At 69.4% G+C, this 24,027-nt stretch carries 20 protein-coding genes and 1 pseudogene; 10 read left to right on the top strand and 11 right to left on the bottom strand.

The genetic code is table 11. From position 1 onward, the window contains the following. Positions 1-350 precede the first annotated feature (350 nt). Positions 351-803, bottom strand: coding sequence for a DUF6879 family protein (locus ACZ4IF_RS42910; RefSeq protein WP_467574205.1), 453 nt, complete (start codon positions 801-803; stop codon positions 351-353). 180 nt (positions 804-983) lie between these two features. Next, entirely contained in the window at positions 984-1,724 is a 741-nt protein-coding gene (locus ACZ4IF_RS42905) for a FadR/GntR family transcriptional regulator (RefSeq protein WP_467574186.1), read from the bottom strand. A gap of 102 nt (positions 1,725-1,826) precedes the next feature. Between ACZ4IF_RS42905 and ACZ4IF_RS42900 the strand changes: the two genes are divergently transcribed. Both ACZ4IF_RS42900 and ACZ4IF_RS42895 read left to right on the top strand, forming a co-directional pair. Beyond that, complete coding sequence (locus tag ACZ4IF_RS42900; RefSeq protein WP_467574183.1) at positions 1,827-3,563, top strand: IlvD/Edd family dehydratase; 1,737 nt, start codon at positions 1,827-1,829, stop codon at positions 3,561-3,563. A gap of 46 nt (positions 3,564-3,609) precedes the next feature. Continuing rightward, a complete protein-coding gene (locus ACZ4IF_RS42895; protein WP_467574181.1) occupies positions 3,610-4,797 on the top strand; it encodes a fumarylacetoacetate hydrolase family protein in 1,188 nt (395 codons plus the stop codon). Positions 4,798-5,108: 311 nt separating this feature from the next. Here the strand turns inward: ACZ4IF_RS42895 and ACZ4IF_RS42890 are convergent, their stop codons facing one another. Both ACZ4IF_RS42890 and ACZ4IF_RS42885 read right to left on the bottom strand, forming a co-directional pair. Then, entirely contained in the window at positions 5,109-5,231 is a 123-nt protein-coding gene (locus tag ACZ4IF_RS42890) for an SDR family NAD(P)-dependent oxidoreductase (protein ID WP_467574178.1), read from the bottom strand. A 191-nt stretch (positions 5,232-5,422) separates the two neighbouring features. Then, positions 5,423-6,277 (bottom strand): NAD-dependent epimerase/dehydratase family protein, encoded by an 855-nt coding sequence (locus ACZ4IF_RS42885; protein WP_467574175.1) that lies wholly within the window; start codon positions 6,275-6,277, stop codon positions 5,423-5,425. A gap of 136 nt (positions 6,278-6,413) precedes the next feature. Here ACZ4IF_RS42885 and ACZ4IF_RS42880 point away from each other — a divergent pair, with 136 nt between their 5' ends. Beyond that, complete coding sequence (locus ACZ4IF_RS42880; protein ID WP_467574172.1) at positions 6,414-7,262, top strand: helix-turn-helix transcriptional regulator; 849 nt, start codon at positions 6,414-6,416, stop codon at positions 7,260-7,262. Between the two features lie 288 nt (positions 7,263-7,550). Here ACZ4IF_RS42880 and ACZ4IF_RS42875 read toward each other — a convergent pair whose 3' ends face one another. The 4 genes from ACZ4IF_RS42875 to ACZ4IF_RS42860 form a co-directional block, all read right to left on the bottom strand. Next, positions 7,551-9,932 (bottom strand): beta-xylosidase/alpha-l-arabinosidase, encoded by a 2,382-nt coding sequence (locus tag ACZ4IF_RS42875; protein ID WP_467574169.1) that lies wholly within the window; start codon positions 9,930-9,932, stop codon positions 7,551-7,553. 151 nt (positions 9,933-10,083) lie between these two features. Next, positions 10,084-10,980, bottom strand: coding sequence for a carbohydrate ABC transporter permease (locus ACZ4IF_RS42870; RefSeq protein ID WP_467574166.1), 897 nt, complete (start codon positions 10,978-10,980; stop codon positions 10,084-10,086). Between the two features lies 1 nt (position 10,981). Then, on the bottom strand, positions 10,982-11,884 hold the full coding sequence (locus ACZ4IF_RS42865) for a carbohydrate ABC transporter permease (protein ID WP_467574163.1): 903 nt from the start codon (positions 11,882-11,884) through the stop codon (positions 10,982-10,984). Continuing rightward, positions 11,881-13,215 carry an extracellular solute-binding protein gene (locus ACZ4IF_RS42860; RefSeq protein WP_467574160.1) on the bottom strand — a complete coding sequence of 445 codons (1,335 nt, stop codon included), beginning with the start codon at positions 13,213-13,215 and terminating at the stop codon, positions 11,881-11,883. The genes ACZ4IF_RS42865 and ACZ4IF_RS42860 overlap by 4 nt, the downstream gene beginning before the upstream one ends. A 426-nt stretch (positions 13,216-13,641) precedes the next feature. Between ACZ4IF_RS42860 and ACZ4IF_RS42855 the strand changes: the two genes are divergently transcribed. Then, entirely contained in the window at positions 13,642-14,670 is a 1,029-nt protein-coding gene (locus ACZ4IF_RS42855) for a LacI family DNA-binding transcriptional regulator (RefSeq protein WP_467574157.1), read from the top strand. Positions 14,671-14,837: 167 nt separating this feature from the next. Here the strand turns inward: ACZ4IF_RS42855 and ACZ4IF_RS42850 are convergent, their stop codons facing one another. Then, positions 14,838-14,987 carry a helix-turn-helix domain-containing protein gene (locus tag ACZ4IF_RS42850; protein WP_467574202.1) on the bottom strand — a complete coding sequence of 50 codons (150 nt, stop codon included), beginning with the start codon at positions 14,985-14,987 and terminating at the stop codon, positions 14,838-14,840. A gap of 456 nt (positions 14,988-15,443) precedes the next feature. On the opposite strand from ACZ4IF_RS42850, the gene ACZ4IF_RS42845 reads away from it, so the two are divergent. The 6 genes from ACZ4IF_RS42845 to ACZ4IF_RS42820 all read left to right on the top strand — a co-directional run bounded on the left by ACZ4IF_RS42845 (position 15,444) and on the right by ACZ4IF_RS42820 (position 22,547). Further along, a complete protein-coding gene (locus ACZ4IF_RS42845) occupies positions 15,444-15,716 on the top strand; it encodes a hypothetical protein (RefSeq protein ID WP_467574154.1) in 273 nt (90 codons plus the stop codon). A 465-nt stretch (positions 15,717-16,181) separates the two neighbouring features. Further along, complete coding sequence (locus ACZ4IF_RS42840; protein WP_467574151.1) at positions 16,182-16,403, top strand: hypothetical protein; 222 nt, start codon at positions 16,182-16,184, stop codon at positions 16,401-16,403. Positions 16,404-16,471: 68 nt separating this feature from the next. Further along, entirely contained in the window at positions 16,472-18,118 is a 1,647-nt protein-coding gene (locus ACZ4IF_RS42835; RefSeq protein WP_467574148.1) for a SulP family inorganic anion transporter, read from the top strand. A gap of 196 nt (positions 18,119-18,314) precedes the next feature. Next, a complete protein-coding gene (locus ACZ4IF_RS42830) occupies positions 18,315-18,686 on the top strand; it encodes an ATP-binding protein (protein WP_467574199.1) in 372 nt (123 codons plus the stop codon). Between the two features lie 452 nt (positions 18,687-19,138). Beyond that, a complete protein-coding gene (locus tag ACZ4IF_RS42825; protein WP_467574196.1) occupies positions 19,139-19,471 on the top strand; it encodes an ArsR/SmtB family transcription factor in 333 nt (110 codons plus the stop codon). Positions 19,472-20,243: 772 nt separating this feature from the next. After that, a complete protein-coding gene (locus ACZ4IF_RS42820) occupies positions 20,244-22,547 on the top strand; it encodes a SpoIIE family protein phosphatase (protein ID WP_467574145.1) in 2,304 nt (767 codons plus the stop codon). A 635-nt stretch (positions 22,548-23,182) separates the two neighbouring features. Here ACZ4IF_RS42820 and ACZ4IF_RS42815 read toward each other — a convergent pair. Further along, a pseudogene (locus ACZ4IF_RS42815) lies at positions 23,183-23,566 on the bottom strand (transposase); the annotation flags it as partial. Beyond that, positions 23,473-23,910, bottom strand: coding sequence for a cupin domain-containing protein (locus ACZ4IF_RS42810; RefSeq protein ID WP_467574142.1), 438 nt, complete (start codon positions 23,908-23,910; stop codon positions 23,473-23,475). The gene ACZ4IF_RS42810 and the pseudogene ACZ4IF_RS42815, both read right to left, overlap by 94 nt. Positions 23,911-24,027: the final 117 nt, after the last annotated feature.

Below are 24,027 nucleotides of genomic sequence, written 5' to 3'. Positions count from 1 at the left end.
ACACAAGACGTCGACATGCCTCCCTCAACCCGAGCGAAACCATTCCTGACCAGCAGAAATCAAACGATCACGTTCGGTTGAGATACGGCTTCTGAAGCGCTCAGTCACAGCACCTGTGGCTGAACGCCCCAGTTGGCCATTCTGAGCGTCACAGCTGGCCATCACAGCCCCGGGCGAAGGTGCTGGCGGCGTCCATGCGTATCTGGGATACGACGTTTGCGTGATCACCATGCGCACTGGGCGAGTTCCTTGCCGGTGATGCCTGCGTCCAGGCGTATCTCCCGCAGGCGTGCGGCGAGGGCTGCGCGTGCTTCCTGCACGCTGGACGTGGGGAAGGGGGGCATGTCGGGTTACTTGACCTCGTACTCGTCGTGCGGGGTGGCGCCTTCCCAGATCTTCTCGAACGTGGTGGAGGACATCTGCACGATGCTGGGGTCCTCGCACAGCTCTTTCCTCTCCCACTCCCCGTCGCCGGAGAAGTGGTGCACGCGGATCAGCCGGTCGTCGAAGATCCAGAAGTCGCAGCCGGGCACGAGAAGGTCTGCTGTGCGGTGCCGGGGCAGCCAGCGGACCAGCTCACCGGCTTCCACGTTGGCGCGGGTGACGTAGTGCTCCCAGCGGATGTACTCGCTGACGGGCTCCGAGACGATCCGGGCCCGGCGGATGCGTACGCCTCGGCCTGCGGCGTCGGCGATCTGCTGGTGGAAGGACCGCCACCAGGAGGCCCGGTCGGCCCAGTCGGTGCGATGTCCCTGCTGCCATGCCTCGAAACGCGGGTTGCTGTAGTAGCTGTCCGGGGACAGTGCGTCGCAGCGAGCGGTCGACTCGTCGTCGGCCCTGTAGCTCTGGAACGCTAGGGGCGCGCGACCGCCTGCAGGCCGGACATGTCCAGCACGGACATGCCGCGGTAGCCGGTGCGGATGAGGCCCTGCTCCCTGCGGCGACGGACACCGCAGGCACTGCGGTGCCGCAGCCGTGACGGCTCATACGCCCTCCCGAGGCAGCCCGGGTGACCGGGCGATCTCTTGCCCGGCGGCTTCGACGACGGCCAGTACGGCGGCCGCCGCAGCCGCGGGATCGCCGGCCGCCACCGCTTCCACGATGGCGCGGTGGCCGGGCAGCGAGGCTTCCACCGCGCCCGGGGTCTGGGTGCTGACGAGGAAGCTGTGTTCCAGCGCGATGTCGATGGCGCGGCCCAGTGAGCCGAGCAGCCGGTTGCCGCCGGCGTCGAGCAGGGCCCGGTGGAAGGCGATGTCGGCCTCGATGTAGCCGCTGCGGCCGGGTTCCGCCGCTGCGGCCTCCATCGCGGCCAGGGCGTCGTACAGGGCTCGTACGTCGTCAGGGCCGGCCCGGCCGGCGGCGAGCCGGGCTGCCTCGGGCTCGACGATCCGGCGCAGTTCACTGGTGTCGCGCAGCAAAGCCGCGGCGTCCCCGGCCTGTTTCCAGCGCAGTACGTCACGGTCCAGGTGGTTCCAGTGCTCCGGGGGCAGTACGCGTGTGCCGGTGCGGGGGCGTACACGCAGCATCCCCTTGGCCACCAGAGCCTTCACCGCCTCCCGCAACACGCCCCGGCTGACGCCGATCTCGGTCGCGAGCAGGTCCTCGACCGGCAGCGCGTGCCCCGGTTGCCACACTCCGCCCACGATGCGCCGACCGAACTCGTCGACCACTCGCTCGTGCATGGTCAGGAAGTGCACCACTCTCTGTTCACCTCTGGACGTCATTCATCGAATCATTTAATGATTGCTCCCAGGCTACTGCCTGCGGTGTCTCCGCCGGCACCGCCCCACCGTGAACCACCGACGCGAAGCCACGGGAGTACTTACATGACCGACGGGAACAGGACGAGCCGTCGCAGCCAGGCGTGGTTCGGTGCGAGCGGCCGCGGCGGGATGCTGTACCGCTCCTGGATGCGCAACCAGGGGTTCGGGCATGAGGTCTTCGACGGCCGCCCCGTCATCGGCATCGCGACCAGCGCTTCCGAACTCGCCCCGTGCAACGCCCATCTGACACGTGTCGCCGAAGCCGTCAAGCGCGGGGTGTGGCAGGCGGGCGGCTTCCCGCTCCAGTTCCCCACCATGGCCACCGGCGAGACCCTGATGCGCCCCACCGCCATGCTGTACCGCAACCTCATGGCCATGGAGGTCGAGGAGCTGATCCGGGCCAACCCGCTCGACGGCGTCGTGCTGCTGTCCGGCTGCGACAAGACGACCCCCGCCATGCTGATGGGCGCCGCCAGCGTCGACCTGCCCGCCGTCATGGTCACCGGCGGGCCGATGCTCAACGGCAAGTACCGCGGCCAGGACGTGGGATCCGGCACCCATGTGTGGAAGTTCGAGGAGGACCTCAAGACCGGCCGGATGACCGAGGAGGAGTGCTTCTTCGCCGAGGGCTGCATGGCCCGCTCCGACGGCCACTGCATGACCATGGGCACCGCCTCCACGATGGCCTGCATGGCCGAGGCGCTCGGCATGCAGCTGCCCGGCTCGGCGGCCTGGCCCGCGGTCGACTCCCGGCGGATGGAGACCGCGCAGGCGGCGGGGCAGCGCATCGTGCGGATGGTGGAGGAGGAGCTGCGCCCCTCGCAAATCCTTACCCGGGAGGCGTTCGAGAACGCCATCAGGGTCAACGCGGCCATCGGCGGCTCCACCAACGCCATCATCCATCTCACCGCCATCGCCGGACGCGTCGGCGTCGACCTGGACCTCGAGGACTTCGACGAGCTGGTCCGCGCGGTGCCGACCCTGGTCAACCTGATGCCCAGCGGCACGTACCTCATGGAGGACTTCTGCTACGCGGGCGGGCTGCCCGCCGTCATGGCCGAGCTGCTGCGCGGTGAGCTGCTGCACGGCGAGCAGATCACCGTCACGGGACGCGGCGTCGCCGAGAACGTCGAAAGCGCCGAGAACGACAACACCGACGTCATCACCGGCCTCGACGCCCCCTTCCAGCCGGCCGGCACCGGTACCGCCGTCCTGCGCGGCAACCTGTGCCCCGACGGCGCCGTCATCAAGCAGTCCGCCGCCTCCCCGCACCTGCTCACCCACCGCGGCCCGGCACGCGTCTTCGACTCCCCCGAGGCCTACCACCAGGTCGCCGACGACCCGGATCTCGACGTCGACGAGAACACCGTCATCGTCATCCGCAACGCCGGCCCCAAGGGCTACCCCGGCATGCCCGAGGTCTCCAACGTCCCGCTGCCCGCCAAGCTGCTGAAGGCCGGCGTCACGGACATGGTGCGCATCTGCGACGGCCGGATGAGCGGCACCGGGTACGGGACCGTCGTCCTGCACGTGGCACCCGAGGCCGCCGTGGGCGGACCCCTCGCCCTCGTGCGCGACGGCGACGTCGTCGTCCTCGACGTCCCGAACCGCACCCTGAACCTGGACGTGGAAGACGCCGAGCTCACCCGGCGCCGACAGGCCTGGAAGGCACCCGCCGAGCAGCACACCAGCGGCTACGCCTGGCTCTACACCCAGAACGTGGAACAGGCCGACCGGGGCGCCGACTTCGGTTTCCTGCGCGGAAGCCGCGGCCACGAAGTCCCCCGCGACTCCCACTGACTCCGCCCCCGGTGACCCAACCCTCGAATCCAGGAGAGCATCGATCGTGGAATCGGCAGCAGCGCGTCCTCACCCTGTCCTCACCGCCGCCTCCGTCCTGCCGGAGGACGCCGGCCAAGCCGCCCTCGTCGCGCGCGTCCACCATCCAAAGTGGGACGGACCGTGCGTGGCCGCGGTCCGCGGCGAGCAGGTCGTCGACCTGACCGCCATCGCACCCACCGTCTCCGACCTGCTGGAACGCGACGACGCGGCCACGGTTGTCCGCGAGGCCGACGGCGAGACCACCTGGCACCTGGACGAACTGCTGCAGGCGCCGGCCGGCCGCCGTGACGTTCCGCATCTTCTGGCCCCCATCGACCTGCAGGTGATCAAGGCCGCGGGCGTCACCTTCGCCCGGAGTCTGCTGGAGCGCGTCATCGAGGAGCGCACGGGCGGCGATCCGGCACAGGCCGCACGGGTACGCGAGCGCGTCGGGCAGGTGGTGGGCGGCGCGCTCGACGGCATCCGTCCCGGATCGCCGGAAGCGGACAAGGCCAAGGAACTCCTGGTCGCCGAAGGACTGTGGTCGCAGTATCTGGAGGTCGGCATCGGGCCGGACCCGGAGGTGTTCACCAAGGCCCCGGTGCTGTCCGCGGTCGGCACCGGGGCCGACATCGGCGTGCTCGGCGCCTCGGTGTGGAACAACCCCGAGCCCGAGGCCGTCCTCGTCGTGGACTCGCGCGGCCGGGTACGCGGCGCGACGCTCGGCAACGACGTCAACCTCCGCGACATCGAGGGACGCAGCGCGCTGCTGCTGTCCCGTGCCAAGGACAACAACGCCTCCTGCGCGATCGGCCCGTTCATCCGCCTGCTCGACGACGGCTTCGGCCTCGACACCGTACGCGGGCTCGACATCGACCTGCGGATCGACGGCACGCACGGCTACGTTCTGCACGGCCGCAGCTCCATGCGCGAGATCAGCCGCGACGTACTGGACCTGGTGGCCGCCACCCACGGTCCGCACCATCAATACCCGGACGGTTTCGTGCTGTTCACCGGAACGCTGTTCGCCCCCACCGAGGACCGACAGGCACCCGGGGCGGGCTTCACCCACGAGCACGGCGACATCGTACGGATCTCCAGCCCCCGGCTCGGTGCGCTCGTCAACACCGTCGTCCCCAGTGAGCAGGCCCCGCCGTGGACGTTCGGCGTACGGGAGTTGATGCACAACCTCGCCCGGCGTGGCCTGCTGTGAGCCCGGCCGCAGGCGTCGCCGGCACCAGGCGGGTTCTGCACGGCCATCACCCTGGCTCGGGCCGGCCGACACAGCCCACTCCGTCGTGAGCCGCCGGATGCTCGGTCGTCGTTCAGGACGCAGCGGGCAGGGGTGACACCCGGGCGAGCTCGCCCGGGTGTCACCCCCCACCACTGGCGAGGTCGCCTGCGCCGTGTACTCAGCGCTCGATGGTGGCTGCGAGCAGTGCGGTCACGGGCTTCGATGCCGCTGTCGGTGGACAGGTCGGCGGCGACGGTCCTGACCGCGACATCGCGGTGCGCATCAGCGAACTACTCGAGGCGGTCCTCACGGCGGCCGACGACGATCAGGTCGTAACCGTCGGAGGCGAGACGTTCGGCGAATGCCTTGCCGATGCCGGAAGCGGCACCGGTGACGAGAACGATTTTGCTCACGAGAGGCTGTTTCGGCGCCGGCCTCACGCATGGCCCGGTCGAACAGTTCCCTGTCCAACGCCTCGACGCCGCAGAGGTGCTCGGCGTTGTCGGGCCCCACCATGGTGTTCAGCAGCGACAGCGCGGCGCTCGACGCGCTGCCCAGCTTCCAGACCTCGACCAGAGGGTGGACCGACCTCGCATCGTGACCGTCACAGGGCTCCGGCGTCGCGGGCCGTCCAGACGCTCGGATAGATCGGCCGGAAGCCGAGCTCCCGGCGGATGCGCTGGTTGGACATGATCCCGAACCACGGGTCGGGGTCCGTGAGCTCGTCAAGCCCGGCGGGCACCTCGACGCCGTTGAGCTGGTACAGCTCGACCGTCGTGACAGGGGCGTCATCGGCGATGTTGTAGATCCGGCCGGCGATGCCCGGCGTGTACAGCAGACGCATCAGACCCTGGGCGACGTCCGCGTGGTGGGCCATCTGCAGACGCTGGTGCGGCGCCCAACCGGCGGCCCAGTGAAGGGAGTTGGCGAGGTGCGGGTCGCCCTCGCCGTAGACGAACGGGAGCCGCCCGATGCGTACGTCCAGGCCCTTCAGCGCGAGCAGTTCACGCTCGGCCTCGGCCTTGGACTCGGGGTAGGCGCCCCACATCTCGCCGCCCGGTCGGCTCTCGTCCTCCTCAGTCAGCGGGCGGCCCCGTCCGACGCCGTACACATTGCCCGTGCTGACCTGCACGAACCGCTCCACGCCGGAGGCCTGCGCGGCGCGGCCCAGGGCCACCGCGGCATCCCGGTTGACGGCCCACGCCTCCTCGTCCGGCACCCCGCGAAAGGAGGCGGCGACGTTCACGACGGCGTCCACGCCGACGAGCGCCTTGCCGAGTGTCTCCTCCTCACGCATGTCTCCCACGGCGACCTGGGCGCCCAGCTCCGCGAAGCGCTCGCCGCGGGTCGCATCCCGTACCAGGACCCGCACCTGCTCGCCCGGCTGCCGCTGGGCCAGCAGCCTCGGCACGAAGCGGCGTCCGACCTGTCCCGTCGTACCGGTCACCAACGTCAGCATGATGTGCTCCTCACGCACTGTGTCGCCTGTCGTTGATGACCAGCCTCGGCGGATGCGGGAGCGATCGGCAGAGACCTCTTCATCAGGGGATCGGGAGTCCCTGGATAAACCGGCCGGCCTCCCGCACCCTGGAGAGGTGAACCGCAGCGAACTCGCCGACTTCCTGCGGCGCGCTCGCGCCCGCCTGGACCCCTCCGACGTGGGCCTCACGGCCGGCGCCCGCCGCCGTACGCCGGGGCTGCGCCGCGAGGAGGTGGCCCAGTTGGCCGGCATGTCGGTGGACTACTACACGCGGCTGGAACAGTCCCGGGGCCCGACCCCGTCCCGCCAGACACTCACCGCGCTGGCCCGCGCCCTGCGCCTGACGGAGGACGAACGCGACCACCTCTTCCACCTCACCGGTGCACAGCCGCCGCGCCGGGAGGCAACCAGCACGCACGTACGCCCAAGCCTGCTCCTGGTGCTGGACCGGCTGCACGACACCCCGGCGATGGTGGTGACCGACTACGGCGAGGTCCTGGCCCAGAACGCGCTGTCACGGGCGCTGAGCGGAGACGTCCTCGCCCGCCCGCCCCAGGGACGCAACATGATCCGCCGCTTCTTCCTGGACCCGGCGGCCCAGGAGCTGTTCCCGCCCGAGGACCGCCCCGAGCGCGCCCGCGAGCAGGTCGCCGGCCTGCGAGCGGTGGCCTCGGCCCGCCCCGCGGACCCGGAACCCGCCGCCCTGGTCGCCGAACTACGCGCCACGAGCGAGGAGTTCGCCCGCCTCTGGGACGAACACGAGGTCGCCGTACGCCGCGCCGCCACGAAACGCTTCCGGCACCCTGCGATCGGCATCCTCGAACTCGACTGCGAGGTCCTTGTCAACTCCGACCACAACCAGCAGCTCGTCATCCACACGGCCCGCCCGGGCACGCAGTCGTACGAGCGCTTGCAGTTGCTGCGAGTGGTGGGCTTGCAGGACATGACGCCGACGAGCTCCTGAACGCCTGCGCGCCTTTCGAGTTCGCTCCCTGCCCACGGCACATCGCCCACGGTCCCGAACTCCGCGCCATCGGGCGCCGGATCGGCTCCGTTGGTGCTCTGCCTCTGGGGACGCAGGGCTACGTCAGTAGGCGGGTTCGATGTAATCGATGTCGGTGAACTCGACTTCGAGCTGGTCGGCTCGGCGCCCGTTGTCCTTGACGGACACATCCTGGATGCCTGCGGCGATGACAGGGTTTTGTGTGCGCAGCGCCTGCCGCTGCTGCGACGTGCGCTGCGCACACCCTGCTCAGGCCTTGGCCACCGGCTCCCGGCCGAACGTGGCATGGAGGCGCCGCGTGTGGTCCACGGGGCGCTCGGCTCCGGTCAGCGTGACCCTGGCTGTCAGGCGCGCATCCGCGCTGGAGGCGGCCAGCCGCAGTTCCAGTTCGCCCGGTTCGACGATGCGCCGGCCGTCGCGCCCGGTGAAGGAAGCGAGGTCGGCCGGGACCGTGACACGGACCCGACGGGCCTCGCCCGGCTCCAGCTCCAGGCGGGTGTAGCCGACGAGGCGCTGCACCGGCTGGACGACGGAGGCGACCGGGTCGTGCAGGTAGAGCTGAACGACCTCGGTGCCGGACCGTTCGCCGGTGTTGCGCACGGTGCAGGCGAGGGTGAACTCGCCGTCCGTCGGGGCCTGCTGGGCCTCCACGGTCAGATCGCTCCAGTCGAACTCCGTATAGGACAGTCCGTGGCCGAAGGCGAACGCCGGGGTCGGGTCGATGTTGGACACCTCGCTGGTGTGTGCGAGGCGCGCGCCGAGGTAGGTGGTCGGCTGGGAGCCCGGCCGCCGCGGCACGCTGACCGGCAGACGTCCGGAGGGATTGATACGGCCGCTGAAAACGCCGGCGATCGCGTGCGTGCCCTCCTCCCCGGGGAAGAAGGACTGCACGATCGCGGCGGACTCGTCCGCGGCGCGGCCCAGAGCGTACGGCCGTCCTGCGAGCAGCACGGTGATCACGGGTGTGTCCAGATCGAGCAGGGCGTCGAGCAGTTGCTGCTGTGCGCCGGGCAGGATGAGCGCCTCGGCGTCGCAGCCCTCGCCGCTGGTACCCCGCCCGAACAGCCCGGCACGGTCGCCGAGCACCACCACGGCGACGTCGGCCTCGCGTGCCGCCTGGACGGCGTCGGGGATGTGGGAGAGGTCTCCGTCGTCGATTCCGGTGCCGCGGGCGAGCGTGAACTCGGCGTCGGGGAATTCCGCGGCGAGCGTGTCGCCAAGCGTGGGCAGCGCGATGCCGAGCGGGGTGCCGGGATGGCGGACGCCGATGTGCTGCGGGAAGGAGTAGCAGCCCAGTACCGCCGTGGGCTCGGTCGCGTTGGGACCGATCAGGGCGATGCGACGCGGCCGGGTGAGCGGCAGGGTGCCGTCGTTGGTGAGCAGGACGACCGCCTTCTCGGCGATCTCGCGGGCCAGTTGACGGTTCTCGGGCCGGTCCAGGTCGACCGTGCCGCGCAGGGCCTGCGGGGTGTCGGTGTCCGCGCCGTCGAGGGCCGTCGGCATCGGGTTCCAGTCGGGGTCGAGCAGGCCCAGCATCGCCTTCTGGGTGAGGACGTGGCGCAGGGCACGGTCGATGAGCTCTTGCGGTATGCGGCCCTCGGTGACGGCCTGCACGAGGGGTTCGCCGTACGTCTTGACGTTGGGCAGTTCGACGTCGATGCCGGCCGCGAGTGCGCTGCCGGCGGCATCGCCCCAGTCGGCCGCGATGCCGTGCAGGGTCTTGAGGAAGGCGATGGCGAAGTAGTCGGCGACGACGGTGCCGTCGAAGCCCCATGTGTCGCGCAGCAGTCCGGTCAGCAGGTCCGCGTCGGCCGCGGAGGGTATGCCGTCGGTGTCGGTGTAGGCGTTCATGACCGACCGTGCGCCCCCTTCGCGGATGGCCATCTCGAAGGGAGGCAGCAGAACGTCGGCTCGTTCACGCGGGCCCACGGAGGAGGGGGCGAGGTTACGGCCGGCGCGGGAGGCCGAGTAGCCGACGAAGTGCTTGAGGGTGGCGACGATGCCGGCGGACTCGAGGCCCTGCACGTACGCCGTCCCGATGCTGCCGACGAGGTACGGGTCCTCGCCGATGGTCTCCTCCACCCGGCCCCAGCGTGCGTCGCGTACGACGTCGAGGACGGGTGCGAGGCCCTGGTGAACGCCGACGGACCGCATGTCGCGGCCGATGGCTGCGGCCATGCGGCGCACCGTGTCCGGGTCGAAGGTAGCGCCCCAGGACAGCGGTACGGGGTAGGCGGTGGCGCCCCATGCGGCGAACCCGGCCAGGCACTCGTCGTGCGCGAGAGCGGGTATGCCGAAGCGGTTCGCCGAGGCGATGCGGGCCTGGGTGCGGGCCAGGGAGAGGGCGCCGAGCGCGGGGTCGACGGGCACGGTGCCGAACGGACGGGTCAATTGACCCAGTCCGGTGGGCAGCAGCGCCTCGAGGTCGATGGCCTCCTCCATGTCGTGCTGGTGGGGGGCCACTTCGCCGCCCTGGTCGGAGGCGCCGACCCACACACCGTACAGCTGGGCTGTCTTCTCCTGAAGGGTCATCGCGTCGATCAGGGCGTCGACCCTGGTGGTGACGGGGAGGGTGGAGTCGTTCCAGAGGGGGGTTTGGGGGGTGGTCTCTACGGCCACGGTGGCGTTCACTTTCCTCCCACGCCCATCAGGCCCTGGAGCAGGACGAGACGGGCGAACAGGTAGACGAGCAGGGCGGGCGTCGGCAACGGCACCACGGCTCCCGGCAGACCCGGATGCCCTCCATGGTGCCGATCCGCCACTGGTCACGGCGTCGGGTCGATCACTTGCTGAATCCGGCGGTCAGACCGCTGAGCAGCTGACGGCGGCCGCATGCGTACAGGACCAGGACGGGCAGGGTCGTGAGGACGACGGAGGCGAGGACGGCGGGGATGTTGATGCCGTACTGGCCCTGGAAATTCCACAGTGCGAGCGGGAGGGTCCGGCGGCCGGGGCTCTGGGTGAGGACCAGGGGCAGCAGGAATCCGTTCCAGATGGTCAGTCCATTGAAGATGGACACGGTGAGGATGGCCGGCCGGGTGAGCGGCGCCGCCAGCTTCCACAGCGTCGTCCACTCGGTGGCGCCGTCGACCCGCATCGAGTCGAACAGCTCCTTGGGCACATCACGGATGAAGTTGGAGAGCACCAGCACGGACAGCGGGATGGCGAAGGCGATCGACGGGAGGATCATCCCCAGCAGGCTGTCGTACAGTTTCAGCCTGATGATGATCAGGTAGACCGGGATGATCGTCGCCTGCAGCGGGATGGCCAGGCCCATCAGGAACAGCCCGTTGATCGCACGCAGGCCCCGCATGTGCCAGCCGCGCACGATCGCGTAGGCGGCCATGAAGGAGAACGCGACCGCCGGCACCATGGCCCCGAAGGTGACCACGACGCTGTTCACGAAGTAGCCGATGAAGTCGGACTCGATGACCAGCTTGTAGTTGTCGAGCGTGGGGTCGCCCGTGGGCACCAGAGGGTTGCTCGAGTAGTAGCCGCTCTGGGGCTTGAGGCTCGTGATGACAATCCAGTACAGCGGTACGACGACGATGACGAGCCAGATCCATCCGGCCAGGCCGCCGAGCCAGTTGGGCCGGCTGGATGCCGGGCGGGAGTTGTGCCCGCGCCGGGGTCGGACGGCCTTCTTCGGTGTCTGCGCCTTGGTGAGCATGGTGGTCATGTCAGGCCCCCTCGAGTTGGCTCGCACCGGCGTCCCGGCCTCCGAGCCGGCGCAGCAGCAGTGCGAGCGCGAGGCCCACCAGGACCAGGACGACCGCGATGGCGCTGGCCGGTCCCATCTCGCTGGCCTGCCATCCCCGTTTGTACATGTCCAGCGCGAGGACCCGGGTGGCGTCCGCCGGGCCGCCCTCGGTCAGGATGAAGATCAGGTCGAAGAAGGTCAGCGACCCGACCACCATCAATGTGGACGACGTGATGATGGTGTACTTCAGCTGGGGCAGCGTGATGCTGAAGAACTGCCGGACCCGCCCGGCGCCGTCCAACTGCGCGGCCTCGTACATGGACTTCGGAATCTGCTGGACGCCACCCTGGTAGATCAGCGAGTGCAACGGGATGAACTGCCAGGAGACGACGAAGATGACGACGCCGAACGCGAGCCAGGGGCGTCCCAGCCAGTCCTTGACGAGCACGTCGATCTTCAGCCCGGCACCGAGCCCGAAGTTGGGGTCCAGCAGAGCCTTGTACGCGATCGCGATCGCGGCGGAGCTGAGCAGCAGCGGGACGAAGTACACCACGCCCAGCACCGCACGGTAGCGCTGGCGGCCGGCCATGAACGTGCCCAGCAGAATGCTGAGCGGAGTCTGGACGGCCCAGGACACGACCATCACGAGGAAGGTCACCCACAGGGCGTGCGGCAGCCCGGGGCTGGTGAGGATCGTGCGCCAGCTGCGCAGTCCGGACGGGTGGATGGCGCCGATCCCGTCCCACGTGGTGAAGCTCAGTACGAAGACACCGATGAGCGGAGCCACGGCGAAACAGATGAACATCACCAACGCCGGCATCGCCAGCCACGGCAGAATGCTCCGTGGCCTGCGACGCGGCGGGTGGCTGGTGAGTGAACTCATGTGCCGATGACCGCATTCATGTTGGCGGCGAACTTCTGCGGCGAGAGGGACAGCTGGAACAGCTTGGCGATGTTGTCCAGCAGCGTCGCGGCGGCCGCGGGGCTGAGCGCCTGGTCCCAGGACTGGCCGAACGACTTGGCCTTGCTGGCGATGCCGTAGTTGACCTGGAGGAAGTCGGCGCTCTTGGAGGACGCCAGCTGCTTGTCGATGCCCAGCCGGATCGGCACCGAGCCGTTGTCGATCCATGCCTTCACCTCGGCGTCCTGGAGGACGCCGGTGGCGAAGAAGTCCTTGGCTATCTTCTTCTCCTCGGCGGAGGCCTTCGAGGAGATGGAGAGGTACTGGGCGGGGTTGCCGACCGTGTTGCTCGGGTCGCCCTTGCCGCCGTCGACGGGCGGGAAGTTCATGTAGCCCAGCCCGCCGCTGGAGACGAAGTCCCCGCCGTCGGTCGACAGGCCGCCGTACGCCCAGGCGCCGTGCAGCATCATCGCAGCCTTGCCGGTGTACAGCAGCGCCTGGTCGGCGTTGGAGTCCGCGGTGATCGAGGAGAAGCCCTTGATGAAACCTTTGGCCTTGACCAGCTCCTGCACCTTGGTCAGCGCGGTGATGGCGTCCGGGTTGGACCAGGCGTTCTTCTCGCCCTCGATGACGGCCTGGAACACCTCGGGACCGCCGATGCGGTCGAACAGGAACTCCAGCCACATCATGCTCGTCCACCGGGACTGGCCACCCAGTGAGAACGGCGCGATGCCCTTCGCGTTGAACTTGGGGACCAGGGCCATGATGTCGTCCCAGGACTGCGGCGGGTTCACGCCGACCTGGTCGAAGAGCTTCTTGTTGTAGTACAGGATGATCGGCTGCACGGTCTCGACGGGCATCGCGTAGATCTTGCCGTCGACGGTCGCAGCGCCGAACGAGGACGGGAACAGCTTCTTCTTGACCTCGGCGTTCTCGTCGAACCACGAGGTGAGGTCCTCGACCTGGCCCGCCTCGGCGTAGGTGCGCAGCGTTCCGCCGCCCCAGCCCCAGATGATGGTGGGCGCCTGCCCGGCACCGATGGCGGTCTTGATCTTCGTCTTGTACGCGTCGTTCTGGAACGTGGTGTCTTTGATCTGCTTCTTGGGGTGGGCCTTGTTGAACGCGTCCACCGCGCCTGCCCTGACGCCTTCCTGCGGCTGGCCGTTCAGGTACCAGTACGTGGCTCCGGCGTTGCTCTTGCCGGGACCGGACGAGCCGCCGCAGGCAGTCAGCGCCGCGGAGACCGGCACAGCGGCGGCCATACCGAGGAGGGTACGCCGAGACAAGGTACGTCGAGAGAGAGGGATCTCCATGTTTGTTCTCCGCACTCGAGAGCCACCAACTTCTCATGAGTCATGGTGAAAACGTTTCGAAACCACCGGCTCAGGTTTCGTGCGTGCAAATTAGGTTTCAGGCCGATGCAGTGTCAAGGCATGTGCAAGCACGTTGCCGAGAAACCTTCAACTGCGTAGTGTCGGACGCGTACGGCTCCCGAGAAGCCCTGACCCGAGGATCGAAACATTTCGAAACCCTGAGGGTGAGGGCAGGGGAGAGTGAGGATGCGATGGCTGCGACTGCTTCCCTGCCGGCGCCGGATCAGGCCCGCGGGCAGGCTGCACGTGCAGCTCCCAGCCCTCCGAGTTCCCTGCCGGTTGCCATAGAGTTGACCGATTCCACCCACGTCGCCGACACGGACCGGCGGCTCGTGAGACCGGTGGACGTACAGCTGAGAGGAACCGATGCCACCGAACGCCAGGCGCACCACTTTGGCGGACATCGCGCAAGCGGCTGGGGTCTCCGTCGCGACCGTGTCCAAGGTGGTCAACGGCCGCGGTGACGTGGCGCCGCAGACCCGCGCCCGGGTGCAGGAACTGCTGCGCCAGCACGACTACCTCGCGCCCGTGTTCCGCACCGCCGAGGCCGTGGAATGCCCGACCATCGAGGTGCAGTTCCAGGGCGGCCTCAAGTCGTACGTGGCCAAGGCCCTGGAAGGCATCATCGACTCCGCCGCCGAAGCAGGAGCCTCGGTGGTGATCAGCAAGGCGTCCCGCGCCCCGCACTGGGCACGGGATCTGGTCTCAGCCGGGCGCCGCGCCCTCATCGCGGTCACCAGCGTGTACACCGCCGCACACCTGAAGGAGCTGGCCCGGGTCGGGCTGCCGCTGGTCGTGCTGGACCCGCTGCACCTGCCGGACAGCCGGGTCCACAGCGTCGGGGCGACCAACTTCTCCGGTGGCCTGACGGCGACCCGGCACCTGCTCTCCCTCGGCCACCGCCGCGTGGCCTATCTCGGCGGCCCGGCCATGGCCGTGTGCAACCAGGCACGTATGCACGGCTATCGCGCCGCCATGGAGGCGGAAGGAGCGCCGGTACCCGACGCCTACGTCCGGCCCGGAGAATTCACGTACGAAACGGGCTTGCTCGGCGCCGCGGCACTGCTGGACCTAAAGGAGCCACCGACGGCGATCTTCACGGGCAACGACGAGATCGCCCTCGGTGTCATCGAGACCGCCCGCGCCCGGGGCCTGCGCATCCCCGAAGATCTGAGCGTGGTCGGCTTCGACGACACGGACCTCGCTCACATGGCCTCACCGCCGCTGACCACCGTGCGCCAGCCACTGAGGGAGATGGGCGGCGCCGCCCTGCGCACCGCCCTGCGACTGGCCAATGGCGACAAGGTCGAGTCCCACCACATCGAACTCGCCACCGAACTGGTGGTACGCGCCTCGACGGCACCGCCCGGGGAAGTCACCTCGACACGTAAGTGATTCCCGCCCGAAGGCGCCCCACCTGCGGGCAGCGCGGGGTGTCCCCCTCTCCGCAGCCACGCAGACCGGGCCCGACCCCGTCCCCGCGCGTGCGGGGAGCAGACTCCGTGACCTGCATGTTCACCCGGCCAGGAGACGAGAATTCATCACGCTTGTGGGAGCGGGGCTCAGGCGCTGCGGCGGCGGCCGGCCACCGGCCGGCCGCCCAAGCCGGACGATGTCCAGGTCCACCGACGCACGCTCTCGGGGTGCATCCCCACTTTCCGTGCGACCTCGGGTGAAGAGCGTCCTTGCTCGAACAACTCGACCGCCCGCATACGACGGGCCTCGGCCAACTGCGGCCGCGTCAGCGGCAGAACAGAGACGTCGGAAACAACGGCCTGCGACTCGGAAAGCACACCAACATGCTCACCCCGCCGAAACCCCTGCGCCCACGGAACTAACGAAAAGCACAGTAACTTCCTTACCTGGCTGCGGACTTGGGACCCAACCGCGCGGATCTCGACCAGTGCCTGCTCGCCGGCGGTGGCGAGGCCGTCGATCGGGCTGGAGACGTCGGGTCAGAGGCAACCAACCCGAACACGGTCAGCTCGGCACGGAGCAGTGCGATGTCGGCGAGGCAGTCCCCGCCGAGCGCGACCGCCGGCGCGAGCTCCGGGCTCTCACCGCTGTGCCGGCGCTCGCCGCGCTGGCAATGGGCCCCAAGGGCACCCTCGGGGCAGTGACGGCCGCGCTGGCCGTCGGCGTGACCACCCACCGGCTCCAACCATGTGTTGGGCACCCAGCAGGTCCTCGGCAACCTCCTGGGACTGCTCATGGTCTCCCTCGCCAGTGTCACCATGAGCAATGCGGCACGGACCCACCGACAAAGCGAACTCGCCCAGGTACGCCGGGTCGCCGTGGCGGCACAGGAGCTCATTCTGCGGCCCGTCCCAGCACGGCTGGGCCCGGTGCGGGCGGCCGGCCTGAGCCTCGCGGCCGAGGCCGAGGCCGAGATCGGTGGTGACCTGTACGAGGCGGTCCAGACGCAATACGGCGCCCGCTGATCGCCGGCGGCGTCAGAGGCAAAGGACTCGATCATGCCGAGGGAGCGGCTGATCCGCACGACTTCGTGTCCGGCCTGTTCCAGGGCCGCACTGTGCGGGTCCCGATGTTCCCGGTAGCGCCTGCGACGGCGATTCGCGTCGTGATGCCTCCTCTGCCACATGCTGCCCTTCCCAGCGTGGCCCTCAGCCGCCAGGACCACGTCCCGGCAGCCGGTGTCGTAGCAGCCACGCCATAGATGGCCTCGCGTCCGCTCATCACCCAAGCCCTCCCGCCACTGGGCGGGCCTGCCTGAGCGGCCGGGTGCTGCGGTGCAGCCGCACGGTTCGGAGGACTACTCATGGTCTACAACTTCAATGAATTGCAAATTTCTGCAATTCAATACATCCTGATGTCTGTGGGCCCTTGGCACTCGCGGTACAGCCCGCGCGCCGGGGCGGTTGAGCATGGGGAAGGGTGGACGAGCGGTGCCGCTTGCGCTGTACCTGGCGACAACCTCCTTCCAGATGCCCGGACAGGACCTGATGCGTGTCCAGGTGCTGGAGCTCTTGCGAGAGGGCCCGCTGTCCAGGCGGGGCCTGCCGGCCGCGATCGCGGTGGATCCGTCGGCGATGTCGCAGCAGTCAGCGGTGCTGCGACGTTGCTGCCGGAGCGGCCTGCTCGATGGCCTGAGGCGGATCGCGTGGTGAAAAGCGTTGTGCTGCGGTGCGCGCGGAGGCTGCGGACCGTGTTGCCGGCCGGCGCCGACTATGCGCTCATGGCCCGAGATCCGGGTCGCAATCTTCTGGCGGGGCTGACCGTGGCGATCGTCGCCCTGCCGCTCGCGCTCGGCTTCGGTGTCTCCTCCGGGCTCGGGGCGAAGGCGGGTCTGGCGACCGCAGTGGTGGCTGGTGCGCTGGCGGCATTGCTGGGCGGGTCCAACCTTCAGGTGTCCGGGCCCACCGGGGCGATGACGGTGGTCCTGGTCCCGATCGTCGCGGCGTACGGGCCCGGCGGCGTGCTCACCGTCGGGCTGATGGCCGGGATACTGCTGATCGCTCTGGCGCTGCTGAGAGCCGGCCGGTACATGGCGTATGTGCCCGCGCCTGTCGTCGAGGGCTTCACCCTCGGGATCGCCTGCGTGATCGGCTTGCAGCAGGTCCCGAACGCGCTGGGGGTGGACAAGCCGGAGGGAGAGAAGGTCTTGGCGGTGGCCTGGCGGTCGCTGCCGGCCTTCGCCGAGCAGCCGAACTGGACCGCGATCGGCCTCGCGCTCGGATCGGTGGTCCTCATGCTGGCCGGGGCGCGGTGGCGGCCGACGATTCCGTTCTCGATCGTCGCGGTGGTCGCCGCGACGCTCCTGGTCCAGGTCTTCCACCTGCACGGGGCGGCACCGATCGGCGACCTGCCGTCCGGGCTGCCCGCTCCCTCGTTCGCTTTCCTCAGCGTGTCCACGATCGGGTCGCTGCTGACTCCGGCCGTGGCGGTGGCGGCACTGGCCGCGCTGGAATCCTTGCTGTCGGCGACCGTCGCGGACGGCATGACGGTGGGCCAGAAACACGATCCCGACCGGGAACTGTTCGGGCAGGGCGTGGCGAACCTGGCCGCCCCGCTGTTCGGCGGGGTCCCGGCAACGGCGGCGATCGCCAGGACCGCAGTCAACGTCCGTTCCGGCGCCTCGTCCCGGCTCGCGGCCCTGACCCATGCGGTGATCCTCGGCATCATCGTCTTCGCCGCTGCCCCGCTCGTCTCCCGGATCCCGCTGGCAGCGCTGGCCGGTGTCCTGCTGGCGACCGCGATCCGGATGGTGGAGGTCGGCTCGCTTCGGGCCATGGCCCGAGCGACCCGTTCCGATGCGCTGGTCCTGGTACTGACGGCCGCCGCGACCCTGGTGCTCGACCTGGTCTACGCGGTCATCATCGGCCTGGTGGTCGCCGGGTTTCTCGCGCTGCGGGCGGTCGCCCAGCAGGCCCGTATGGACCAGGTCGACTTCCGGCCCGACGTGCTCGGCGAGCACAGCGACGAAGAGCACGCCCTGCTCGCCGAACACATCGTCGCCTACCGGATCGACGGCCCCGTCTTCTTCGCCGGCGCCCACCGCTTCCTCCTCGAACTGGCCGAGGTCGCCGATGTGCGCGTGGTGATCCTGCGCATGTCCCGCATCACCACCATGGACGCCACCGGCGCACTGGTCCTCAAAGACGCGGTGGACAAGCTGCGCAGCCGGGGAATCGCCGTACTGGCCTCCGGGATCCGGCCCGGCCAGCGCCAGGTCCTGGACGCCGTCGGCGCACTGGATCTCCTACGCCACGACGACCAGGAGTACCCCACCACCCCCGAGGCGATCACCGCGGCCCGCAAGCTCCTCACACAGGCCGGCCTCCTGCCCCACCACCCTCACCGCACCCGGAAAGCACCCCGATGACCGCCCCCGCCGAGCAGACAGTCCCGGAGATCTCCGGCACCCAGACCCCGCGGATGCCCGACGGGACCAGGCACGGCCGGCTCACCGTCCGCACTCGCCCGCTCCCCTTCGCCCACCCCCTTACGAGGCAGAGACGGTGACCACGGCCTTGCCAGACGAACCCCTGCCGTTCCGTCATGTGCTGACCGTCCCCGCCATGGGGACGGCGGTGAAGATGGCGCGGGAGACCGCCGAAGCCGTCCTCCACGAGTGCGGTGTCGGCCTGCGCCACCCCAGCATCGGACCCGCGCTGCTCGTCCTGTCGGAGCTGGCTGCCAACGCCGTCCAACATGCCGTCGACACATCTCCGATGATCACGGTCATCTTCGCGCACGGCCCCGGCACGCTCGCCTTCGCCGTCCACGACCGCCACCCCTACCAGCCCGCCCCCTACCAGGCCCTGGTCTACGCCCCCGACAGCGGACTGGCGCTGGTAGCCGCAACCGTCGTGGAACTCGGCGGCACCCTGGCCGTGCACGCGGACGCCGACGGCCACGGCAAGACCATCTGGATCACCCTGCCCCTATGACCACAACGGTCAGCATCGACGAGCCAGTGCCACACCAGCACCAATGGCGCGTACCGGCGTCGGTCTCCTCAAGGCCGAGGCGACAAGACGCTCGCTCCACCCGCTCGGCGGGTGGGCCCCTGCCTGCGGCGCCAGGCCGGTCACCTCGGACCTGACCGGCCCGCAGTCCGCGGCCGGGCAGTCACCGTCGCCAGTCCACGCGGGAACCTCCCAAAGGGCACCCTGCCCCGAACCCGTACCCTCGCGGCTACACGGGCACGAGTGGCGGGCCGTCCGTCCCAGATTCCGGCCCGCGGGTTTTCAGGAGTTGCAAGAATCTGCAATTGTGGAGGTCACGCGGTACAGACGAGGGCGGCCCCGGCCACCCCCGAAGAGAAGGCCAAGGGTGGAACACGGTGCCACGGACGCGCGCAGGCAAGACGGCCCAGGCCCGCACCAGCCAGAGCCTCCCCCTGCAGACCCCGCTCTATCAGCTCAAGGCCGAGTTCTTCAAAACCCTTGGCCACCCAGTCCGCATCCGTGTTCTGGAACTGCTCAGCGTCCGCGAGCACGCCGTCGCCGAAATGCTGCCCGAGACCGGGGTCGAGGCGGCCGCCCTGTCCCAACAACTCGCCGTCCTGCGCAAAGCGAACCTGGTGTCCACCCGCCGTGAAGGCCCCAACGTCTACTACCGCCTCGCCAACGACGACCTCGCCGAACTCCTGCGCGTCGCACGCGGCATCCTCTCCGGTGTCCTGCAAAGCCAAGCCGACCTCCTGGCCGGACTGCGTGACAACCCCCAATAGAGGCACCCAGCACGATCTGCGCGGCAATCCGTTCGTTGAGAACCGCCAGCCGCGCAAGAGCCACCTTCGGACCATTGTCCGAGGACGGTACGGCAGCCACATCCCCATCCAGACACGGCAGGAACACGCAGACGGCGACAGGCCGATCTTCAGGCAGGTTTGACCGAGCGGCGTCAGTCGCGTGAGCAGGTCCTTGTGGAAGGGCAGACCCTTGCTACCCGGCCTGGCTACGCACGTGGTGGCCGGCGGGCGGAGAATGAAGCAGGGACCCTTCAAAGGGTGCCGTCTGGGTGATCGCGCGTCCTGCCCGTGGACTCAGGCGACAGCACGAGCAGGACGTGCCCCCTTGTCCCAGACAGCGCGCGGGGCGGCGCCGATTCCCGCAGACCGCGGTTGCAGTTGATGCTGGTGGCAGAACCGCCGTCCGGCTTCGCCCTCGCCCGCCCGTTCTGGCTGGCTGGGGGTCACTGTCGGTACGGAGTGTCACATGGCTGATCAAGTCCCACCGTGACGGCTTCCCCCAGGCGGTCCTCTCTGGGGGCTGGTCTTGCGCCCGCCTCCCGGATGGCCCGCAGTTGTGCCGCCCATCCGCGCAGGGACGTTCCCTGTGAACGCGCATGCCAAGGCGCGTCCGCAGGGGCCCCGTCTCCATGCGCGCCGCTGTCGGCCCAGCGCATCCAGAGCCGTCTCGGCCGATCGGTGGCTGCTTGCGGCTGAGCAGCCCCATTGTGCGTCCGCGGGGGCATGGATGGGGTGGAGGTGTGTGTTGTCCATGTTCGGCGGCGACCTGCTCATGCGCGTGGATGAGAGCGGACGGGTGATCGAGTGGAAGCATCCGGCGCAGGAGATGTTCGGGTGGAGTGCGCACGAGGCGGTCGGCCAGTTCGTGGCCGCCCTCGTGGGTGAGGCGGTGGCCGATGGGCCGTGGCGCACTGGGGTGGAGGATGCGGCCCCTGTACTCGTCCAGCCCGTACTGGCAGGCCCGTCAGTGGTGTGGGAGGTCCGCGCTGCGCGTGACGCTCGTTGCGGCCAGGACATGGCGATCCTGCGGGCTATGTTCACCCAGTCCCCGGTGGGCCTGCATGTGCTGGACGACCAGCTGCGCATCGTCCGGGTGAACACGGCAACGCGCGCACTGCGTGATGTGCCCACCGACCGTCTGTTGGGCCGCCTCTTCACGGAGGCCTATCAGCTGGCTGAGCCCGAGCAGGAACAGGCGGCCGCACGCAGCGTCCTGAAGAGTGGGCAGCCGGCGCTCGACCGGCTGGTGCGGGGAGTGGCCCGGCTGAACGGTGGCAGGCGCGGTATCTATTCCGTCAGCTACGTGCGGCTGGAGAACGCGGACGGTGACGTCCTGGGTCTGGTGGCCTCTGCCGTCGACGTCACCGACCGCGAGCAGGCCCTGCAGCGCCTGTCGGTGCTGGACGCGGTTCGCACACGGGTGGGCGAACACCTGGATGTCATCACTGTCTGCGAGGAGCTGGTCAACGCTGTGGTGCCCGCGTTCTCGGGCATCGCGGTGGTGGAGGTGATCGAGGACGTGGTGCGGGGCCAGGCACCGCCTCTGGTTCCGGTCGACCGTGATGTCCCCCTCCGCCGGGCAGCCTTCCGGGGCAAGGTGTCGGCGTACCCGGTGGGGGACGTGCGGCACCTGCCCTACGGCACTCCGTACGCGCGGGTGCTGAGCGACCTGCAGCCTCGCCTGCTGTCGGTGGAGGAGGACACCGTGTGGCTCGCGGCCGACCCGCCGCGGGCGGACGCGATCAGCCGTTCCGGCGCGCACTCCTTGATCGTGGCTCCGCTTGCCCTACGGGGCGAGGCGCTGGGCGTGGTGAGCTTCTACCGGCACGAGGGCCAGGACCCGTTCACGCAAGAGGACATGGCGCTGGCCACCGATGTGTGCGCGCATGCGGCCCTCTGCATCGACAATGCCCGCCGCTACGCGCGGGAACGCACGATCGCGGCAACCGTGCAGCGCAGGCTGCTCCCCCAGCAGCCGCAAGTGCCCTCCACGGTGGACTTCTCGCACCTGCACCTTCCCGGCGTCGCCGGCGGCGGTGCATGGTTCGACGTCATCACCCTGGCCGGGGCACGCACGGCGCTGATCGTCGGCGATGTGGCCGGGCGTGGAATCGCCGCCGCCACCACGATGGGCCAGCTGCGGACCGTGATCAACTGTCTGGCCGCGCTCGACCTGGAGCCGGATGAACTGATGGCCCGTCTCAATGACACCGCCGCCCGCCTGGCCGCCGAACGCGCCGCCCTGCCGACGGGCGACCCTCTGCACCGCGAACCGCTCACAGCCGGATGCCTGATCGCGCTCTACGACCCGGTCGAACTCACCTGCACCCTCGTCCGTGCCGGCCTGCCCGCGCCCGTCGTCATCCTTGCCGACGGCAGCTTTGCGACTCTGAACGTCCCGGCAGGCCCTCTGCTCGCCGGCACAGGCAACGCCCCCTTCCCCGCCACCACCATCGACCTCCCCCCAGGCAGCACCCTGGCGATCGGCACAGCCGCTCTGGCCGACACGGTCCTCTCCCCCACCGCCCCGCTGCGCGACCTCCTGAACGAAGCCGCAGGCCGACCTCTGACCGACCTGTGCGACACCCTCGCGTACGCGCTGCGCGACGACGACCGGTCCGAGGATGCGCTCGTGCTACTCGCGCGCACCAAAACACTCCCGGCAGAGCAGGTCCTCATCCGCTCCCTCCCGGCCGGCCCCGAAGCCGCACCTCTGGCCCGCGCCGCGGTACGCCGCCAGCTTGAGACCTGGAACGTGAACGAAGACGACGCCTACACCACTGAGCTCATCGCCAGCGAACTCGTCGGCAACGCCAGCCGCTACGGCGCCCCGCCCCTGCGTCTGCGCCTGATCCTCGACCGAAAAACACTCACCTGCGAAGTCAGCGACGCATCCACCAGCGCCCCGCACGTCAAGCACGCCCGCACCATCGACGAGACCGGACGAGGACTGTTCATCGTCGCCACCCTCGCCGACGGCTGGGGCACCCACGACCACGCCGACGGAAAGACCATCTGGGCACAACAGCACACCGAAACAACAGAAGGGCCTTGAGTTCGGCCGGCACCGGGACAGGGAGGCAGCGAGCGATGAGTGGAGCATCGAGCCGTCCCGAGGCGGGGTTGAACCATGCCCATGCGGTCGCTGTTCCTCTCGCCGCCCTGAAGGGAGGCGGGCGGCCACTGCAGAGCCTGGTTCAGACTCACGCAGGGCGTGCCGTTCACGCTCGCCTTGGCCGTGCTGGGCATCGAGCTCTGCCCCGCACACACTCTGGTCACCGGCACCGTCCTCACCGCTGTGCCGGCGCTCGCCGCGCTGACGATGGGCCCCAAAGGCACCCTTGGCTCAGCGACGGCCGCTCTGGCCGTCGACGTGACCACCGCCGGCTCCAACCACGCATGGGGCACCCAGTGGTGGCGGCGGTCACACCGGATTCGTCGGCAATCGATCCGTCCCATCCCGAGCGGGACGGCTGGAGACTGTTGGCGGCATGCTCGGAGCCGTGCCTGCAGGCCCGTGAAGAAGAGGCCGGGCGGCGGAGCACTGTCCTTCTGCGATGCGCAGTCACTGAGGACCTGGGCGGTCTTCCACCGCACGGTCCAGCGGGCTTGCCCCTTGCCTGTGGGATCAAGCGACATGATGGCCATGGAGACGCACTTCAAGGCGGCCTGCTCGTTGGGGAAGTGACCGCGGGCCTTGACCGCCCGACGGATGCGGGCATTCACCGACTCGATCGCGTTCGTCGTGCAGACGGTCCGGCGGATCTCGGTGTCGAACCGCAGGAACGGGGTGAGCTCCTCCCAGGCGTTCCCCACGGCTTCACGATCGCCGGATATCCGGCCCCAGGCATCGGCGAACTCGGCGAACCGCTCCAGAGCGGCCTCCTCGGTCGGCGCCGTGTAGACGGGCTTGAGGAGCTTGGCAAGCTTGTCCCAGTCCTGGCGGCCGGCATGGCGGAAGGCCCTGCCGATCTCGCGGGTCAGCCTTCGGAGGGACGCGGGGCGCGCAGGTGCGCCCGTTCCTTCAGCTCCTCCTCGTCGACCAACGTGAGCATCGGCTGACCCGGCGCACACACCATGGTCACCACGAACTTGGTCATTGCGTCCGACAGGGCGTTGCCGTCCTGGTAGTGGATCACGTCACCGCCTGGCTCCCAGAACGTCCCACCGGCCTCGACGACACGCTCCGGCTCACCCTCGAGCTCGAACCGGAGGGCGCCCTCCATCACGTAGCCGAACGACGGGCCCGAGTGACGGTGCGGCGGGAGCCCGGGGTGACCGGGAGGCCACTCGACGAGGATGGTCATTCCCGAACCACCTTCGGGAAAGAAGGGCGGAGTGACCTCCTGCAACAACTTGACTTCGGGCGGCAAGGAGACGCCGCCGATGGTCCCGTGCTCCGGGTTCTTCTCTGACATGAACCACACCTCCGTAAGCCTGCCCGGAATGGACGATCCTGCGGCGGCCACCACGGTCCGGACCGGTGTACCGGCCCACTTGTTCGGCGGTGCCCGAGTTCGCCGGTTTCCGGCCCG

It is taken from the genome of Streptomyces sp. NPDC025784 (assembly GCF_055558435.1).
This window is presented reverse-complemented; position numbering and strand designations above follow the sequence as displayed.